Below are 19,212 nucleotides of genomic sequence, written 5' to 3' on the forward strand. Positions count from 1 at the left end.
TGCTCATTTTTGACTGTCAGTTGTAATATTTTGCCTCATTTACCTATTAACTGCACAGAAAATATTACAAAAATAACTGCTCCACATGCAAACAGCACAATGAAGCAGTTCCCTTCTGTTATTTGTTTTTCCTGAAATCCTGCGGGCTTACCCCATATTTTTTCTTAAATTGCTTGCTAAAATAACTAAGGCTTTCAAAGCCAGTCCTCTCCGCCACCTCCGATACATTCATTTTTGAATTGCCAAGCATCTCCTTTGCCTTTTCCAGGCGGAGCGTATTTACATACTCAATATAGTTGATTCCAAGATATTTTACAAACATACGGCTTACTGTAGAAGCATTGAAATAAAACTGATCAGAAACCTCTGAAAGGCTTATTTTTTTATTATAATTTTTTTGAATATAATACAGGACCTCCCGCAGCTTATCCGGTATCTCTACTGCCTCTGCTCCCGAGATCTCCCATATTTCTTCCATAAACTCCTTGATCCAGCGTTGAGCAAACTTCTTTGTAAACATCAGTTTTCCTGAATAAAGCTCCTCCATCTTTTCTGAAACACGTTTTTCCATACGAAGGCCTTTCTCATTCAGTCTTCTGCCAATCTCAAAAATAAGGCCTGATATGAATATCTTTCTCTCGTAAATGGTCCTGATCCCGCTGTTTTCCATATTCTCAAACATATAATGTACCGTTTTTTCAAACTGCTCTCTGTTTCGGTTTTTACCACAATATAGCAGTTCCCCTGCCCAATAAGCCGTCTCTGATCTTGTCTGCGGCACAGGTTCCGGCCTGGCCGTCCGCACCACCCGTCCATCTTCACCTAAATCAGCATAATTTATAAATTCGCATATTTCCATATACATCTGATAAAGATCCGTCTTTGATTCATCACTATACACAGCGTAAGCGTTAAGGCCATATCGGTTCTCTAATCTGTGGGTCACACGGTTTAACGCTTCGTTCAGCCCTCGTGACTCTGTCCTGTTTACCGTAAAGAAACATGCATACTGGTAAATTTCCTCTTTAGGTGCATATGGTGTGAGGTTGGGTATCTGATGCTCCGCCTGACACATGACAAAATACTGAAGCACTTCAACCGAGCCATTATAATTTTTCTTTAAAACTGTTTGAAAATCTTCAATGAAAATCCCAAACATAATCTCCTTCTGTTCTTCATTTTCCTTATGACCATTTCCCTTTCCCGTCTGTACCTTTTTCGTCTGAATCTTTGTTGTATCTATCCTCTCATTCTGTGCCCTTCCCGTGGCCTTTTGTATGGCATCTCTGATCTGCTTTTCATCGATCGGCTTTTGAATATAATCCACCACATACTTTTTTATAATAGCTGCCTTGGTATACCGGAAATCCGTATATCCGCTGACAATGATGATCTTTGCCTGGAATGTATTCTCATCCAATATATTAAGAAGATCGGCTCCATCCAGAACCGGCATATTCATATCCAAAAAGATAAGATCCGGCTGCACTTTCTCAATCATCTGGTACCCTTCCAGGCCATTTCTTGCCTCATAAACCTCATCCCCGGATTCCGATGTCATGCCGGCTAATATCTTTATGCTCTCTCTTGTACTTATCTCATCATCTATGATCAGAACCTTCATGATAACCTCCCGGTATTGATACCTTCACACAAAACCATTGGCCTTGCTCAATCCGCACATATGCCCCCGGATACTTCTCCTTTAACCGGCAGCTTGCACTCAAAAGCCCTGTATGACCTGATGCAATATAATTCTCTCCTTTTTCCATCTCTGCGTTCAGCTTCTCCATCTGCGCAGACTCCATGCCCTTCCCGTTATCGCATATCAGGACCGTAATATCCCCGTTGTTATGGCATATATCTATCCTTACTTTATAATCTCCTGTTTTACCCTTAAAGCCATGTACAAAGCAGTTTTCCACCAGCGGCTGGAGAATCATCTTGGGAACCATACAGTCCAGGCCTGTCTCCGGCCTGTCCAACTGCAGATCCAACTCATCAACATACCGGAATTTCTGGATATTCAGATATTCCAATACATTTTCCACCTCTTCCTCCAAAGTCACCTGCTGCTTATCCCAATCCAGACTGTAGCGCAGGATCTTCCCCAGTGATGTCAGCATTGCGTTCATTTCAAATGCTTTTCGTTTTAATGCCATAAACTGAAGTGTCTGCAGAGAGTTATACAAAAAATGAGGATTTATCTGCATGGTCAGCAGCATCAGGTATGCTTTTTTCTCTTTATACCTTGCATCGCTCTTTTCTTCTATCAGCTGATTGATCTCATGCATCATACCGGAAAATTCTTCTGCCAGTTCTTTCATCTCATCGAGTTCCGGCTCTATTTTCAATTCCACATTTTCCGTTGTATTCCTGAAGCTGATGATCGACTGCGTAAACTTCCTGATAGATCCGCTGACAAGGCGGGACAGAATAAGAGCCAGCACAGCAATAATGATCATGATCAGTATGAACATCAGGATTAGACCGTTTCTATAAGGCAGCAATTCATCCATGAGCACCTGCATAGATATGCATTTGACCACATCATAGGGAAAATCAGCCAGCTTCTGCTTTATGACTACGTATGGCTCGTCTTCATTCATATAAGAAACTCCCTGGGGAGCTGACTGCAATGATGTCCTGATCTTATCCGGGAAATATTCTCCGAATTCTCCATATAAAAACTGACCATCGTCATCAATCACATAGTTTCCGTCCGCACCGCCTTTTGCGGGATTTGAAAAAATAGGTTCAAATATCTCATCTCCATATACAATTTCCATACGTACCAGAGAACGGTAATTCAGATCCATGATATTCTGATCCAAAACAACCAGATACTCCCCGGTTACCTGATCCTTCACCGTGCTGATATGGTATCTGACATCCTCTGCATAATAGGGATTTATAAAATAAGACTCCTGTTCCTTTTCATTCTCAATTCGGTAGAACCTGTTGCTCTCATTTCTCTTTCTGTAAATCATTAAATTCGATTTTTCCACATAGAATGTAAGTGATTTTATTTTATCATCACTGAAAAAAATCGCACTCACTTTTCCATTTAACAATTTTTGTTCATCTTCGCTTATTCCCGATCCTTTGTTAAGGATCTCCATTGTCTTTTGATCATTATAAATAAGCAGGGATTTGTCCTTTATATCGTCAAACAAGCCATCACATAATCTTGACATATATAAAGTATTCTCCTCATATGACTGGATCTGCCTTTCAATCATCTGCTCATTTGTCTTTTTCCATATGACACTCATGGCAGCAATAAGAGGGATCACAACAAAGAATGTAACACTTAAAAAGATTCTGCTCCTCAGGCTTTTTCCAAGTTTTCTCACATCACACCCCCATTACCAAGTTTTAATCAGAAGTGTCCCCGATAGCTACTTATTCATTCTATCATTCCAAACAAGTGTTTGCAATATGAAAGACGCCCATTTTCTGAGCGTCTCCTACTATTGAATATTACAGCATCCACTTTTCATTTTTTGCACACTCAAATTATTTCCTATCATCTCGGAGGATTCCATAAATCACTTGCTCTATTGCAATTCCATCCAAATTCTTTTTAATACCCTCCCTTTTCATTCCTGCTTTCTCTAAAACCTTTTGTGAAGCGGTATTATCCATATGACTCCATGCATGCACTCTACTAATGGATTTGTCCTCAAATAGATATCTGATCACTTCAGAAAGTGCCTCCGTTGCATATCCCTTTCCCCACGCATTCCTAAAAATACTGTATCCTATTTCAATACTGTTGGTTTGTGGCTCATAATCATAGGCGCCGATCGTTCCTATTATTTCATCCTTGAATTGAATAACCCAACTGTAAAAATTCTTATCTTCGGAATTTTGAATATCTTGTTCTATCTTTTTTTTAGCAGAATCTAACGTGATATAGGGATTCCATCCGGTGTACTTTGACATTTCCGCATCACATCCAAGAAATTTATATAACGTTTCTGCATCTTCCAGCTTTTCATTTCTTAAAATAAGTCTTTCTGTTTTAAGGTTAACCATCTGTTTGTCTCCCTTTTTTATAACGCCGTTCCTTTTTTAGGCACAAAAAAGTGCTCCATATTTGCTTTTTCAAGTGTGAGCAGCTGTACCTTTTTGTTAATGCCACCCGCATAGCCAGTCAGGCTGCCACTTGATCCAACTACGCGGTGGCAGGGTATAATGAGCGAGATGGAATTATGCCCAACAGCACCGCCAACGGCCTGCGCAGACATATTCTCAAGTCCACGTTCCTTTGCAACTTTATCTGCAATTTCACCGTATGTCATAGTGTGACCGTAGGGAATACCCAACATGATTTTCCACACAGATTTTCTAAAGTCCGAACATTTCATCAAAAGCGGAGGAGTAAAATCAGGAATCCCACCGCTAAAATAAATATCGAGCCATCGTTTTGTTTCTTCAAAAACCGGGAGTTCTTTTACTTCATATTGCTTTGCAAGGGAATCGGCAAAATATTTCTGGTCATCAAACCACAAGCCCAGCAGGGCTTTGCCATCACTGCCTAAAGTGATTCCGCCCAGAGGTGAATCGTAATGAATTGTATAATCCATATCTGTTATCCTTTCTACTGTTTTTTTGGTGCATAGTCCTTCATTTCCGGAATAGCTCCGCCGGCAACCGCCCAAAAGTATAAGCTCGCAACACTGCAATAAGGGCTGAAACGCTGTCGGTACTTTTGAAAACGCTCCCTGCTGATTTCTTTATGATGATAGGCCATACGAATACCACGTAAAATAGCGAGATCTCCATAGCTGAATACATCCGGCCGTTGAAGACAAAAAAGTAAAATCATTTCGGACGTCCAAACACCGATTCCTTTCAGTTGAGATAACTCAGCGATCAATTCCTCATCCGGCAGCTGTGACAGATGGTTTAGATTCACTGCTCCGGATTTGACTTTTCGGGCAAAGTCTAAAATATAGTCTACCTTATGATAAGTGGTGCCAAATTGCTGCAGCCTGTCACGGCCTGCGGCAAGGATGCTTTCCGTATTAATTTCACCAAGTTCCATTTGCATCTTGAGCCAGATGGTATTATGCGCTTTTGTAGAAATTTGCTGACCGATAATGGAATAGACCACTGCTGAAAACAGGTCAGGTCGGACCTCCCGTTCAATATGACCGATCTGGTCAATAATCTGCCCAAGGATTTTGTCTTTCTTTTTTAAATATTCTGTTTCCTCCGCCCCATACTGAAAAAACATGAAACCTCCTGACTTGACATAACATTCTCATTTGTATTATGATTATATCGTATATATTTATAAAAAATATAATTAAAGTTCCAAATATTATTAAAATATTGCAGTTTCAGCAGTCAGGAGAATTCAACGTGGAAAAAGGGCAGCAAAATTATATTAATTCAATCAACTTAAATACTGATGCAGACTTCCCATATCTCGTTCTTGAAGTTGTCAACGGACACAGTTATCCACTCAATCCTGGTTTTCGTGTAATGCATTGGCACGAAGACGTGCAATTCATCTATGTTTTGGAAGGCACCGTTCACGTTCAAACGCTGAACAATGAAGTGGAACTTCAAAGCAGCGAAGGTATATTCATCAACAGAAATGTAGTTCATCTTGTAAAACAGACAAACAATTGTCATTATATGAGTTTTGTATTTCCCGAATATATTTTAAAATTTTATGCCGGATGCCCAGCCAATTCGCTGGTGGAAAACCTGATCGGACAAGAGTGCATTCCTTTTTGTTATTTTTCCAAACGTCAAACATGGTGTGAGCAGATACTGTTCATAATGCAGGAACTTACCACATTGGAAAAGAAAAAAAACGAGTTTTATGTGTGCGAAGTGATGATTCGGCTTTTCACACTTGTGCTGCTGACGCGAAAAAACCATGTTCTTTCACAGGTGAAACCCGATGATACTATAGCTTTGCGAATGAGAATATTTTTACATTATATTGAACAACACTATGGGGATGATGTCACGCTGGAGAGCCTGGCGCAAAGCGCCAATGTCAGCAAATCCGAATGTATTCGCTGCTTCAAACTCAGTATGCAAATCACACCTTATAAATATCTGATGGAATATCGTCTTTCGAGAGCAGCATTGCTGTTGAGACAGACGAATGAGTCCGTAGGAAACATTGCTTCCAATGTTGGATTTCATCAAATGAGCCGGTTTGGAAAATGCTTCAAAGAAAAAACCGGCTGCACACCGAAAGAATATCGAAATGCAGCCAAAAATAATTAACATTATTATGCTTAAGCCTCATCAATCGCCTTCCCAATATCATGCCTCATATACTTATTCCCAAACTCGATCCACTCCGTTGCCTTATATGCGTTCTCCCTGGCTTCCTTGAGCGTAGCCCCCTTGGCCGTCACTCCCAGCACCCGTCCGCCGTTGGTCACAATATTGCCCTCGGCGTCAAACTTGCTCCCTGCATGGAACACATAATAGCCGTCCTTGTCCTTAAAGTTCTCAAACCCGGTCATCTTGTATCCCTTTTCGTAGTGCTCCGGATATCCGGCGGACGCCAGGACCACGCATACGGCCGCATTGTCCTCAAACTCCAGCTCCACCTGATCCAGCGTGCCGTCCACACATGCCTCGAACACGTCCATGATGTCGTTCTTCATCCTGGGCAGCACCACCTGGGTTTCGGGATCACCGAACCTGGCGTTGTATTCCAACACCTTGGGGCCCTGCTCCGTGAGCATCAGCCCAAAGAAAATGATCCCCTGAAACTCCCGTCCCTCTGCCCTCATGGCATCCACTGTGGGCTGGTAGATATAGTTCCTGCAAAAAGAATCCACTTCCTCCGTATAGAAGGGGCTTGGGGAAAATGTTCCCATGCCGCCCGTATTCAGGCCCTGGTCGCCGTCCTTTGCCCGCTTGTGGTCCTGGGCGGATGTCATGATCTTGATGGTTTTTCCGTCCACAAAGGAGAGCACGGACACCTCCCGGCCTGTCATAAATTCCTCCACCACGATCCGGTCACCTGCAGAGCCGAACTGCTTATCCAGCATCAGGGTCTTGACGCCGTCTTTTGCCTCTTCCCTGGTATTGCATATCAATACGCCCTTTCCCAGCGCAAGGCCGTCCGCTTTGAGCACAATGGGCATTGGCGCATGTTCAATGTAAGCAAGGGCTTTCTCAGGGGAGTCAAATGTCTCGTATCCGGCCGTGGGAATATTGTATTTTTTCATCAGGTCCTTGGAAAACGCCTTGGATCCCTCCAGGATGGCCGCATTTTTCCTTGGCCCGAACGCCCTGATCCCGGCTGCTTCAAATGCATCCACCGCCCCTGCTGCCAGCGGGTCGTCAGGACCCACGATTACCAGATCGATCCCATGTTCCTTTGCAAATGCAACCTGGGCGTCAAAGTCCATCACGCCTATATCCACACACTCCGCCACCTGGGCGATCCCCGCATTGCCGGGAGCACAGTACAGCTTCTCCACCCTGGGACTTTGTGCCGCCTTCCACGCAATGGCATGTTCACGTCCGCCGCCGCCTACTATCAACACCTTCATACTATGTCCTCCTTTTACCCTTGGTGTACTATCTTAATAACCCTAAAAGGGCGGAACCCCCGCGGGGCCCCTCCCTGTCTTTGCTTTTATATCAGATGATTTGCAATCATATGGATGGCCTTGGGAAGGATCACCCATTCCGCTTCTTCCATCACCCGCCGCTGAAGCATTTCCGGCGTATCGCCGGCCTGCACTTCCACTGCCTTCTGGAGGATGATAGGGCCGGTATCCATACCGCTGTCCACAAAATGCACCGTGGCCCCGGTCACCTTCACGCCGCGCTTTAAAGCCGCCTCGTGAACCTTCAGGCCGTAATACCCTTTTCCGCAAAAGGAAGGGATCAGGGACGGATGGATGTTGATGATCTTTCCCTCGTACTTCCTTGTCATGGCTTCCGGGATCGCTACCAAGAAACCGGCCAGAACGATCAGGTCCAGATCGTATTCATCCACCTTTGCGAGAAATGCTTCGTTGAACCCATCCCTTGTCTCATAGCTCTTTGGGGAAATGCACACGGCCTCAATGCCATGGTTCTTTGCCCGTTCCAGAGCGTAGGCGCCGGGATTGTTGCTGATCACCACCCGGATCTGCGCATTGGTAATGGCTCCGTTGTCCACTGCATCCAGTATTGCCTGAAGATTGGTGCCGCCGCCCGACACCATCACACCCACATTCAGCATAAGGCCACGCCCTTCTCTCCGCTCTCAACGGAACCTACCACATAGGGCGCCTCGCCGGCCGCCCTGATGGCTTCCATGGTCTTATCCACGTCATCGGGATGCACGGCCAGGATCATTCCCAGTCCCATATTATAGGTATTGTACATCATCTTTTCTTCAATCTGTCCCTTCTTTGCCAGCAGGCCGAAGATGGGAGGAATGGGGTAGCTGTCCTTTTTGATCACTGCCCGGACCCCGTCCTTCAACATACGCGGGACATTCTCATAGAAACCGCCGCCCGTGATATGGCTGCACGCCTTGATGGTCACGCCCGCATCCTTGACGCTTCGCAGCGCCTTCACATAGATCTTGGTGGGAGCGATCAGGGCCTCGCCAAGGGTGGTTCCCAGTTCCTCATAATAGGTGTTCAGCCCCTGGGATGTCATTTCCTTTTCAAATACTTTGCGAACCAGTGAGAAACCGTTGGAGTGCACACCGGAGGATGCCATACCGATCAGTACATCCCCTGACGCCAGGTTCTCACCTGTTATCAGATCCTTCTTATCTACAATACCCACCGCAAAACCGGCCAGGTCGTACTCGTCCTCGGGATAAAATCCGGGCATCTCTGCGGTCTCACCGCCAATAAGGGCTGATCCGGACTGGTTACATCCGTCCGCCACGCCTTTTACAATGGTTGCGATCTTTTCCGGAACATTTTTGCCGCAGGCAATATAATCCAGGAAAAACAGCGGCTCACCGCCTGCGCATGCAACATCATTGACGCACATGGCCACACAGTCAATCCCCACTGTGTCATGCTTGTCCATGAGAAATGCCAGCTTCAGCTTGGTGCCCACACCGTCCGTGCCTGAAAGCAGGGTTGGCTCCTCCATCCCCTTAAAGGCGGCCATGGAAAATGCTCCTGAAAATCCGCCGATTCCCCCTAACACTTCAGGGCGCATGGTTCCTTTTACATATTCCTTCATCAGTTCAACCGACTTATATCCCGCCTCAATATCAACTCCGGCCTTCTTGTAATCCATCATTGTATTATCATCCTCCGCATTATTTAGACCTGGTCCCAACTCCCGGACCCTTATTTCATCTGTGCCAGATATTCCTTGTAGCCAATGGACTCCAGTTTCTCAGATTTTGTTACAACATCATTTTTCAGGCCCTCTGAATACTCCTTCAGTCTGCCAAGCAAAGCCCCATCTGAGGTTGCCAGGATCTTGGCAGCAAGAATGCCTGCATTGGCTCCGCCGTTGATTGCCACGGTTGCCACCGGGATACCGCTTGGCATCTGAACAATGGAGTACAGGGAATCCACGCCGCCCAGATCAGAGGTCTTCATGGGAATACCGATCACCGGCATGGGGAAAATAGCAGCACACATACCCGGAAGATGGGCAGCCTTGCCCGCACCGGCAATGATCACCTTAAAGCCCTTTTCCTCAGCTGCCTTTGCCCAGTCAAAGAAAATGTCCGGTTCCCTGTGAGCGGAAATGATCGTCATCTCATAATCGATCCCCAGCTTGTCAAGGATCTCCGCCGCCTTTGCCATAACCGGCATATCAGAGTCGCTTCCCATTACAATTCCTACTTTTGCCATTGTTCAATCTCCTTTTCCAAATTCATTACCACAGAGGATAATTATTATTAGTTATTCTTATAAATATCTTTTTACGCTTGCTATTTACTTATAACTATAATACTAGGAAATATTTGAGTAGTCAATATAATTCTTGAAATTTTCCTATATAGAACAGAAAAATGCCCAAACCACGTGTAAAGGACAGAAAAAGGGCAGGTACCTGTCTGGCCCCTGCCTTTTCAGCTAAAATGATTAAATCAAAATTTAAAACTCCAGTGCAATAAACGGTTTATTGGTCTGTGATGCGCATACCGTGGTGGTAATGGCCAGAACCTTCTCTTCCTTATATACAAAGGTATCCCAAGTAAGTACATTTCCCTGGTCTTCTATGTTCAAAGATGTGATATCCATATCTTCCGTGATCTGTGTATTAATGAATATCTTAAGGTGGGTTGGCTTATCCTGGAAATATTTACAGACATAATCGTGCAGAAAGATCTTCTCAAGGGCCTCGCAGTCAAAGGTATGATTGCTGCATACAGAAAGCGGTATATAACTGTAATCCAGTTCATTGGTCTGACCGTCCACGCAGACACAGCGTACGACTTTATACACATAGGAATCCTGCTCCAGATTCAGTTTTGCGCACAGCACCGGACCTGCCTGTATGATCCCATGCTCAATCAGTTTGTGCGGCTTGTTGGAAAAATACTCAAAGGGAGCGATCTTTATACCGCTGGCAAAAGCAATGGACTGCCTGCCCGCGCCCTTTTCAGGTGACAGGACAAAGGTTCCTTTTCCCTGAATCCGTTCCACCACCCTGCTGCTTGCCAGTTCCTTGATGGCCGCGTTCACCGTGATCCGGCTCACATCGAACTGTCTGGAAAGTTCTGCTTCCGATGGAATCCTGTCCCCTACGGTAAACACACCATCCTGGATCTTCTGCAGGATATAATTCTGTATCTGAACATATTTTGGAACATACGAATTATTTTCTTCAGTTATCATTTACTACCCCTCTCTCCCTATCTTTCCTTTTATTCAGACACTGGAAAATGCCAAGGTGTTATGTCACCACACCGTCAACGACATTATAGCATGGCTTTCTTTATAGGGCAATTATATTTTTTTACCGATCCTGCTGCTGTAAACGAAAACCATCAGTGATGCGGCTGCTATCAATGCACCCCCTATCATTGATGTGAATTTGACCGGCTCCCCTAAAACAATGAGTCCAAAGAGGAGACTGAACAGGATCCCGGAGTAATTATAGATGCTGATCTCGGAAGCCGGAGCATACCGGTACGCATAGGTAATAAACGCCTGTCCCAGGGAACCGAACACTCCGATCAGGATCAGAAACAGGAGCTGTGACAGGCTGGGCACTACAAAATTACCGATCATAAACGGCAGGGAGCCCACTACGCTGAAGGTGGAAAAGTGCATGATGATCGTCATAGCGTCCACCTTATCCTTCAGATATCCCAGCAGCGTATAGGCGATCCCCGATGTGAGGGCTGACAAAAGCGCCATTACAAGGGGCAGGGGATTTGACTGGAAACTGGGCCGGAACACAATACTCGCCCCAAGAACAGACAGGGCCAGGGCGGGCACCTGTATGGGCAGCATCTTTTCTTTCATAAAGACCACTGCCAGAAGGGTCACAAAAATGGGCGACAGCTTGTTCAGTATGGTCACATCCCCCTGCGCCGCATGGCTGGACGCATAAAACAGGGTGACAAGGCCGAGGAAACCGGAAACGGAACGTCCAAACAGACCCACCTGATATTTCCGTTCCCCAAAATAGGATCCCCCATTGCGATGGATCATATAACATGCGGCAATCAGGATAAACAGATTGCGCATAAAGATCTGTTCCATGGTGGGAATCTCCCTGGTCAGGCGCACCACTACCTGCATGGCTGCAAAGGATAGAGCCGACAGTATCATATATATGATTCCTTTTTGTTTCTGTGTTACAGGCATAGTTTCCTCCATATGAATGATCCTTGATCTGAGCTTAGAGTGATAGATTGCACCCATTTTCACAATGGATGTCCTGAACAGTTACGATATATTTAATATGTCATTCTTTTCAAATATTATGTCTTTTTCGTCAATGACCTGATTAAAAATAAGGATATACATATTCCTCCTGCGGTTTCTCAGCCGCCTCAATACTCTGAGCCTTTAGTAACAGGGAGCCGCCGTCTTCTGTAACTCCCAATATTCCCCTTACAACCACCCAATCCCCATCCTGAAGGTCCAGGTCTCCATTGCAGTCCACCAGAAATCCCAGGGGACTTAAGTCAGCTGAGCAGCACCACATGGAAAGGCGGACCAGGGCAAAACCGCATTTTTCATCCATATCCGGAGCCCGGTAAACAAACCCTTTCATCACAACAGTGTATCCAATATAGGTTTCATAGAAACTGCCCAGTTCATAGATCCATGTATAATAATCCTCATCCCCAATGGTTATGGTCTTTGTTTCTTTATCCAGTCCCTTCAGATCATACCATGGCCTTTCATCCTCACCATTGTCTTCTCTTTCATCCTCATTTTTGTTCCCGTTTTCATTGCCTGAAAGCACTTTGGAAATGCCGGAACTGCCATAATCTTGGGCAATGCCTCTCCCCTCAGAAGCAGGCAAAGGCATTGCCAGCATCAGGATGGGAATGAGCATTACAAAAGAACGTGACAGGCTGATCCGGTACCGGGGTGTGGGTAAATATCTGGCCTGCATACCTGCCCACAGAAACAGCAGAAGAGAAAAACCGTAAAGGTAAGGCTTCATCTTAGGTGTCACATAGTTTAAATACCTGCCCGAATAGGTGAGGCAAAACAGCAGGATGCCAAGGAGCAGGCAGCAGACACATTCCGCCAATGCCTGGAGGTCAAGCCCTTTTCCTCTCAAATCCATATGGGCACTCCTCCCTTTTGGCACGCCATAAACAGGGCCGTCACCAGAAAGCACACAAGGAATGTGGTGAAAAGCAGCCGCACCACAAATCCGGGCCGGCAGCCGGACCGCAGCATGGCGGCATTTTTTATATCCATCATCGGGCCAAATACTAAAAATCCAAGGATTGCTCCCATGGGCAGATTTCCGGCCATGCTCCCGGCCACCACCGCATCGGAGGAGGAACAGAGGGAAAGTACAAAAGCCATTCCCATCATCAAAAGAAGGGCGATCCATGGATCCGTCCCTTCCCCTGCCCGCAGTCCTCCTGGGACCATCTTCTGAAACAGTGAGGATACAAAAATCCCTATGAGAAGGAACTTACCCACTGAAAAAAATTCATTCTGCCCATGCCGGATCACCAGTCCGAGGCGTGACTGCCCTGTTCCCTTCCATGCAGGTATGCGGTAATCCACGCAGCCCGCCTGTACAGGCACGGGATCTTCACACAGACAGTCCCCTGGCGTCCTGATCAGAAAGGTCAGTCCGCAGAGTACGGCACACACGATCCCCAGGACGCACCTGGCCGCAACGATCCGGTAATTCCCGTTAAACGCATACCAGGTGGACAGGACCACCACCGGATTGATGACAGGGGATACCAGCATAAATGTAACCGCAGCAGGCAGGGGAACCCCCTTTTTTACCAGACCCTTAAAAACAGGTATGGATGCGCAGTCGCAGACCGGAAGGCAGAATCCGGCAGCCACTGCAAAAAGCTGGCCGGCCAGAACTGTTTTCGGGAACGTTCTCCGTATCCATGATGGCTGCACATATACCTGGATCAGGGATGAGAGAAGGGCGCCCAGGGCAAGAAAAGGGGCTGCCTGCAAAAACACTCCAAGAAATGTGCTTACAAACCGTCCCGCCGGAAAATCCAGTCCATTCAGCCCGGAACATATCCCTCCATAGATTCCTGCGGCAGCCGCTGCGGTCAAAAACCAGAAGCATGGTGGAATGGGGGATCTGAACATTTCCGAGACAAAACTGTCCCATTTTCTTTGGTGGAATACCTTTATGCCGGGATTACAGCCGGACAGGATGCCGGTCATCCTCCCCATATGGCGGCGTCCCCTGCGGCTGATAAAGGCACAGTCGCTTGCCCCTATCTGTGAAAATGCAGCCGCACCCGCATTTGGAATTCCAGTTGTAAGACCGCTTTCCTGTGTCACGTAGACCACTTTCTTGATATGTATGGCTGTTTTGGCAGTAAACTGCAGGAACATTTCTTCCAGTTTATGAAAATGTTCCATACCGTTCCACTCCATCAGGATCAGATCAGGTCCCTGGCCGGGACCGCGCTGTTTCAGACAGTTCCGTATGGAGTTAACGATAAAAAAGGGGCTTTGCTCCAGCCGGCCTTTTGAAAAAACCAATTTTTCCACCCGGCCGGCCTGTTTTCCCCGTGTATGCGACCTGCTTCCGGTCAGCTGCGGGGCGCATGTTACTTCTCCTGATTCAAACTGGATCACCAGAAGATCCAGCCCATCCAATTCCCGTTCAATCAGCTGATTGATCAGTGTTGTCTTTCCCGAATCCAGCAGACCGGTTATGACCCATACAGGTATCCCCATCCTTTTCCTCCTCGCTGAATAATGTCCGTATCTGCCGTTCGTCCAGTCCTGTGCCGATAAAGCATACCTGGTTTCCGGCCGCACTTGTGGGTTCAATGCTCAGGCTTCCCGGAATAAAATGAAAGACCAGACCGCTGTTCTCCCCAGGCACGATCCCTTTCCCCCGCAGGATCTCACCGTCCGCATGCTTCACCACATGGAGTACCTTTTTCCCCAGCTGCTCCTCAGTAAGGGGCGGCTCCCACCTTAGTGTGACGGAGGAAAAAACATCCCTGGCAAAATAGCGGCGGACAAAGTTCATTTTCTGCCCACCCTCCCCGCACGCATTCCGCCGGATACGCACGGGCCTTATTGCCACGGCCTCCTCCATCTCCATCTTGATCACATTACTGTTTCGCGGACCGAACCGGAACACGGACAAGGGGATGGAATCCCAGAAATCCGCTTCTATCCTGATCTCGGGGCTGATCCTTTGTATTTTCTCCTCTATGGCTCTGATCCGATCCGGACACTCCTCCTGATGGCTCAGAAGGACCAGGTCTGCGTAGATGATCTGATCTTCAAAAAATTCACCGTAGTTTCTAAGATATTTATCAAAGGTCCGGATATCCACCACCGTGATTGTTTTCCGAATGTGAAGCCTGCCTTTGTCCTCCTGCCGGAAGCAGATCTTAAGTATGTCAGAGAGTCTGCCCACGCCCGAGGGCTCCACCAGGATCACATCCGGCGAGTAATCTTTTAAGATCCCATTCAGGGCCGCCGCAAAGTCTCCTGTAAGGCTGCAGCAGATACAGCCTGCACTTAAACTGGTCACATTCAGGTCATATTCCCGAAGGAGCCCGGCATCGATCCCTGTTTCCCCAAAGTCATTTTCAATCACCATAACCGCCTTGTTCCTGAATACGGAACGGACCATGGTCTTAATCAGCGTTGTCTTTCCGGATCCCAAAAACCCGGATATAATATAGATATCAGTCATATAAACTCCATTCTTCCGCCCTGGGGCATATTTGAACATGCTTTCCTTTAGCTGCAACTTTTTCTCAGAAGACGTTTTACGGACAGCACCAGGACCAGGCAGACCACTCCCACCAGCACAATGGCGCTTCCCGGTTTTAACCCCAGATAATACGCGGCAAACAGCCCTATTACCATAAAAACAACATTCAGTACAACAGCGCACAAAAGTGTCTGGCGGTAGTTTCTCCCCAATTCCATGGCACATGCCACGGGCACCACCATCATGGAGGAAACAATGAGGGCACCCACGGTTCTGGCAGCAACGGAAATGGTCAGTGCAGTGAGGATCGTAAACAGGAAATTCACGGTCTTCACAGGCACTCCTGCCAGTCTGGCCCCCTGCTCATCCAGGGAAACATAGAATAATTCCTTGTAAAAAAGCAAAAACACCAGCAGGACCGCAGCGCTGACTCCCATCACCAGGTATAACTCCCCATCGCCGACCGCCACAATGCTGCCAAACAGAAAGCTGTTAAAATTAGCGGCATTTTTTACAAATCCAGATAATACGCCTGCCAGGCCAATCCCTGCGGACATAATGACGGCAATGGACATTTCTGAAAATACCGGCAGCTTTCTGCGGACCGCCTCTATGCCAAAGGCAGCGATCACACAGGCGGCAGCGGCAGCCACCACGGGATTCACTCCCAGGATCAGCCCTGCAGCCACCCCTGCAAGAGAACAGTGGGATAAGGCATCTCCTATCATGGACAGGCGCTTGCATACGATCACGATCCCAATACAGGGGATCACCGCGGCCAATAAGATCCCAACCATAAAGGCCCTGTGCATAAACGCATAATTAAATATTTCCATCTTTGTTTTCCTCCCGGCCTTCCTCCATACGTTTGCCCCGTCCATCCTCCAAGAGCCACAGATCATCCGCATACGGCAGGATCCCTTTCCGGTCATGGGTGACCATCAGGACCGCCGCCTGCTCTTCCCTGTTGATCTTTCTCAACAGCTGGTAAAAGTCAGCTGTGCTTTTCTCATCCATACCGGATGTAGGTTCATCTAATATCAGCAAGCGCGGCCGGTTTACCAGAGCCCTTGCCAAAAGGACCTTCTGTCTCTGGCCCCCGGACAGCCGTCCGATCAGCTCTTTTCCGTACTCTTCCATTCCAATCTGTGCCAGGGCCTGGCGCACCTTTTCTTTTTCCTTTTTTCCTGCAAACCGGAATCTTCCGATCTGAGAGTACAGGTTGGCCTGGACGATCTCATTTACGGAAACGGGAAATCTGTAATAGGACGCCATGCCGCCCTGGGGAACATAGCTCACTTCCCGCCAGTTGTGAAACTGCCTTACATCCTGCCCCAGGATCTCTATCCGCCCCTGGGCGCTGTCCGGAAAAAGTTCTCCCAGAGCCAGCTTCAAAAGCGTGCTTTTTCCAGCCCCGTTCCGGCCCAGCAGTACCGCAAACCTTCCCTGTGGAATGGCAATATTTATCTCATGCAACACCCGGACGCTTCCATAAGAGAAGCTGAGCCCCCTGACTGTCATGGCATCCATGTTCTTACTCCTTTATCCTGTTTCTTTTTCTGTTACATTACCTGTTATATTACCTGTTGCCTGACCTGTCGTTTACTCCCATGCTGCCTTTAGCTGCTCCAGATTATCCTCCATCACGGAAAAATAATCCGCTCCTGCTTTCAGTTCCTCATCGCTGAGACCTTCCAGGGGATTTAAAACCCGTACAGAAACGCCTGTTTCCTTTGCAATGGCTTCAGCGACCTTGGGGCTTGCCAGTTCCTCAAAGAAAATGGATCTCACACCCCTCTCTTTTATAAAATCAATCACCTGTGCCATCCTGGACGGATTTGGCTCGGAATCCGGGGACAGGCCTTCAACTCCCACCTGGTTTAAACCGTAGGCATCGCATAGGTAGCCAAATGCTTCATGGGATACCACAATATCCTTGTTTTCCAGTCCGGACAGGTTCTCCCTGAACTTCAGGTCCAGTTCATCCAGTCCGGCGGCATAAGTCTCATAGTTTGCCTCGTAGGTTTCCTGATGCTCCGGGTCCGCCTCTATGAACGCATCCCTGATGTGTTCCATCTCTACTTTGGCATTCATGGGGTTGAGCCACACATGGGGATCATATGTCCCCCTCTCATGCCCCTCTCTAAGAACAATATCTTTGGATGCTTCCACTGAGATCAGCTTTTTATTTTCCAGGCCTGCAAGCACATCCTCAGCCCAGTGCTCCATTCCCGCCCCGCTGTAAATAAACAGGTCCGCTTCCTCCAGGTTTTTAATGTCGCTGACCGCCGGTTCCCAGTCATGGGGTTCCGTACCGGCCGGAACCATATTGGTGACCTCCGCCCGTTCACCGCCAATTTTTGCCGCAAAATCATACATGGGGTAAAAACTTGCCATCACCTTTATTTTCTTCCCGTTCTCCTCCTGTGCCTTTGTTTCGGCGGTTGGTTCTGCCTGTTTGTCTGAAGCGGCGGCCAAACCGGCACAGCCGGACAGCATGAGTACCAGGGCCAGAGCCGGCACAGCCAGCGGGCCCATTATCCGATTTCTCATTTTCTTCATGATTTGATTCTCCCAACTGTATTTGATTATATGATAAAATAAACTTTATCTCTGCCCCAGGGACAGACTAAAAATGGGTGCACAAAAACAAGACAGCCTCCTGTCCCCATTCCCTCTCAGACACCTGATGGTCCGTCCCCATGGGGGCAGACCGGTTACCGGGAGGTATTAAGTCATGGAATCCTGTCCTGGTGCCAAATACATTCAATTATCTAAACGGATTTTTAAGCTGACCAAAGAAACCGGGCGCAGATAAAGTCCGGTCCTATAAGAAATCAAGAATTTTTGTACCACAATATTTGCAAAAATAACAGCAGTTCCCCCGCCTGCGGCTTCCGACAGCAGACGCAGTGTGGATGCGCAGGCTTCCATCTCTGCGCAGATATAACATCCCTCACCGGTACACTGGTGTTTTGCATGTGTGGCAATAAAGAAAACGGAGAGAAACAGCACTGCAGTCAGAAGGATTGCTGTGAGCAATGCATAAATCTGTTTGTTTTTTCTGAACTGAGCCATTTTCTCTCCTCCTTTCCCGGTTCTAATTTGGAAATTAAAATCATTTTCATATTATAACAGTTTTTTTATCCTGTCAATCCCTTTTACACAGGTCGGTTCTCCTGCATCCCTCACAATAGCCAAACAGGACCGAGCGGCGTATATCCGGCTCAAACCCGTGTTCCCTGCAGATATGTTCCATAAAATCATCCAGTTTAGAACATTCCAGTGGAATAAACCGGCCGCACCCTAAACACACCAGCTTTCCCGGTTTTCTCAACTCTTCATCACCGGCGTAACAGTACCGTATCTTGGATCCATCCTCCATGGGAAGCTTCATCACCTTCCCGTCCTCAGCCAAACGCTCCAGGGCCCGGTATACGGTGGTCTGCCCCACCTGTACCCCTTCCTGCCGCAGGAGGTCCATCAACTGGTCCACGGTAAGGAACCATGACTTCTGCTGTTTTAAGACATCTAAGATCGTGATCTGCTGCTTTGTCCTGTATCTGCCTCTCTCTCCCATTATCCACCTCTGAATTTGAAATTGATTTCTATTTTATATTATATTCCTTGTTTCCATGATGTCAAGTTTTTGGCAAAAGTATACGATTTATGCCCATATATTTTTGTCAATTATGCACAATAGATGTTAAATAATTTTTAGGATTTTTCCTATAGACTAAAAATTTTTTAGGTATTATAATATATACCATGATAACAATTTAATAAATCTTTTGCCATTATGTATATCCTGGGGATTGGCCCAGAGTCTCTACCAACTACCGAAAAGAGTTGACTACATATCTTATGTAGTCAGCT

At 46.9% G+C, this 19,212-nt stretch carries 20 protein-coding genes and 1 riboswitch; of the genes, 1 reads left to right on the plus strand and 19 read right to left on the minus strand.

All coding sequences use genetic code 11. The features are described 5' to 3' along the window. Positions 1-118: 118 nt before the first annotated feature. The 5 genes from HMPREF9469_RS04065 to HMPREF9469_RS04085 all read right to left on the minus strand — a co-directional run bounded on the left by HMPREF9469_RS04065 (position 119) and on the right by HMPREF9469_RS04085 (position 5,245). A complete protein-coding gene (locus tag HMPREF9469_RS04065; protein ID WP_007859421.1) occupies positions 119-1,624 on the minus strand; it encodes a response regulator transcription factor in 1,506 nt (501 codons plus the stop codon). After that, a complete protein-coding gene (locus HMPREF9469_RS04070; RefSeq protein ID WP_007859423.1) occupies positions 1,602-3,356 on the minus strand; it encodes a sensor histidine kinase in 1,755 nt (584 codons plus the stop codon). Before HMPREF9469_RS04070 ends, HMPREF9469_RS04065 begins: the two co-directional genes overlap by 23 nt. Before the next feature lie 163 nt (positions 3,357-3,519). Then, a complete protein-coding gene (locus HMPREF9469_RS04075) occupies positions 3,520-4,041 on the minus strand; it encodes a GNAT family N-acetyltransferase (RefSeq protein WP_007859425.1) in 522 nt (173 codons plus the stop codon). 17 nt (positions 4,042-4,058) lie between these two features. Next, entirely contained in the window at positions 4,059-4,592 is a 534-nt protein-coding gene (locus tag HMPREF9469_RS04080; protein WP_007859427.1) for a methylated-DNA--[protein]-cysteine S-methyltransferase, read from the minus strand. A gap of 14 nt (positions 4,593-4,606) precedes the next feature. After that, the gene (locus HMPREF9469_RS04085) at positions 4,607-5,245 is read right to left on the minus strand and encodes a DNA-3-methyladenine glycosylase family protein (RefSeq protein WP_007859428.1); all 639 of its coding nucleotides are present in this window, start codon (positions 5,243-5,245) and stop codon (positions 4,607-4,609) included. Positions 5,246-5,373: 128 nt separating this feature from the next. Between HMPREF9469_RS04085 and HMPREF9469_RS04090 the strand changes: the two genes are divergently transcribed. Then, positions 5,374-6,258 (plus strand): AraC family transcriptional regulator, encoded by an 885-nt coding sequence (locus tag HMPREF9469_RS04090; protein ID WP_007859429.1) that lies wholly within the window; start codon positions 5,374-5,376, stop codon positions 6,256-6,258. A gap of 11 nt (positions 6,259-6,269) precedes the next feature. On the opposite strand, the gene purD is transcribed toward HMPREF9469_RS04090, so the two are convergent. The 14 genes from purD to HMPREF9469_RS04160 all read right to left on the minus strand — a co-directional run bounded on the left by purD (position 6,270) and on the right by HMPREF9469_RS04160 (position 18,916). Beyond that, positions 6,270-7,544: a phosphoribosylamine--glycine ligase gene (gene purD / locus HMPREF9469_RS04095; protein WP_007859430.1), complete on the minus strand. Its 1,275-nt coding sequence runs from the start codon at positions 7,542-7,544 to the stop codon at positions 6,270-6,272. An 86-nt stretch (positions 7,545-7,630) separates the two neighbouring features. Next, positions 7,631-8,224 carry a phosphoribosylglycinamide formyltransferase gene (gene purN / locus HMPREF9469_RS04100; RefSeq protein WP_007859431.1) on the minus strand — a complete coding sequence of 198 codons (594 nt, stop codon included), beginning with the start codon at positions 8,222-8,224 and terminating at the stop codon, positions 7,631-7,633. Further along, the gene (purM, locus tag HMPREF9469_RS04105) at positions 8,218-9,252 is read right to left on the minus strand and encodes a phosphoribosylformylglycinamidine cyclo-ligase (protein ID WP_007859434.1); all 1,035 of its coding nucleotides are present in this window, start codon (positions 9,250-9,252) and stop codon (positions 8,218-8,220) included. Before purM ends, purN begins: the two co-directional genes overlap by 7 nt. A gap of 50 nt (positions 9,253-9,302) precedes the next feature. Next, complete coding sequence (purE, locus tag HMPREF9469_RS04110) at positions 9,303-9,818, minus strand: 5-(carboxyamino)imidazole ribonucleotide mutase (protein WP_007859436.1); 516 nt, start codon at positions 9,816-9,818, stop codon at positions 9,303-9,305. Between the two features lie 246 nt (positions 9,819-10,064). Next, entirely contained in the window at positions 10,065-10,808 is a 744-nt protein-coding gene (locus tag HMPREF9469_RS04115) for a GntR family transcriptional regulator (protein WP_007859439.1), read from the minus strand. Between the two features lie 111 nt (positions 10,809-10,919). After that, complete coding sequence (locus tag HMPREF9469_RS04120; RefSeq protein ID WP_007859441.1) at positions 10,920-11,786, minus strand: DMT family transporter; 867 nt, start codon at positions 11,784-11,786, stop codon at positions 10,920-10,922. 142 nt (positions 11,787-11,928) lie between these two features. Then, a complete protein-coding gene (locus HMPREF9469_RS04125) occupies positions 11,929-12,723 on the minus strand; it encodes a TIGR03943 family putative permease subunit (protein WP_007859443.1) in 795 nt (264 codons plus the stop codon). After that, entirely contained in the window at positions 12,714-14,336 is a 1,623-nt protein-coding gene (locus tag HMPREF9469_RS04130) for a permease (RefSeq protein WP_040414951.1), read from the minus strand. Before HMPREF9469_RS04130 ends, HMPREF9469_RS04125 begins: the two co-directional genes overlap by 10 nt. Continuing rightward, a complete protein-coding gene (locus HMPREF9469_RS04135; protein WP_007859446.1) occupies positions 14,263-15,315 on the minus strand; it encodes a CobW family GTP-binding protein in 1,053 nt (350 codons plus the stop codon). Before HMPREF9469_RS04135 ends, HMPREF9469_RS04130 begins: the two co-directional genes overlap by 74 nt. Positions 15,316-15,362: 47 nt before the next feature. Beyond that, positions 15,363-16,172 (minus strand): metal ABC transporter permease, encoded by an 810-nt coding sequence (locus tag HMPREF9469_RS04140; protein ID WP_007859448.1) that lies wholly within the window; start codon positions 16,170-16,172, stop codon positions 15,363-15,365. Then, positions 16,159-16,866 carry a metal ABC transporter ATP-binding protein gene (locus tag HMPREF9469_RS04145; protein ID WP_007859449.1) on the minus strand — a complete coding sequence of 236 codons (708 nt, stop codon included), beginning with the start codon at positions 16,864-16,866 and terminating at the stop codon, positions 16,159-16,161. The genes HMPREF9469_RS04140 and HMPREF9469_RS04145 overlap by 14 nt, the downstream gene beginning before the upstream one ends. 72 nt (positions 16,867-16,938) lie before the next feature. Continuing rightward, the gene (locus HMPREF9469_RS04150; protein ID WP_007859450.1) at positions 16,939-17,898 is read right to left on the minus strand and encodes a metal ABC transporter substrate-binding protein; all 960 of its coding nucleotides are present in this window, start codon (positions 17,896-17,898) and stop codon (positions 16,939-16,941) included. 204 nt (positions 17,899-18,102) lie between these two features. Continuing rightward, positions 18,103-18,414 carry a hypothetical protein gene (locus HMPREF9469_RS04155; RefSeq protein ID WP_007859451.1) on the minus strand — a complete coding sequence of 104 codons (312 nt, stop codon included), beginning with the start codon at positions 18,412-18,414 and terminating at the stop codon, positions 18,103-18,105. Between the two features lie 73 nt (positions 18,415-18,487). Continuing rightward, positions 18,488-18,916 carry a Fur family transcriptional regulator gene (locus tag HMPREF9469_RS04160; protein ID WP_007859452.1) on the minus strand — a complete coding sequence of 143 codons (429 nt, stop codon included), beginning with the start codon at positions 18,914-18,916 and terminating at the stop codon, positions 18,488-18,490. Positions 18,917-19,115: 199 nt separating this feature from the next. Then, a riboswitch (purine riboswitch) is annotated at positions 19,116-19,212 on the plus strand.

The organism is [Clostridium] citroniae WAL-17108 (assembly GCF_000233455.1).
Classification (GTDB): Bacteria; Bacillota; Clostridia; order Lachnospirales; family Lachnospiraceae; genus Enterocloster; species Enterocloster citroniae.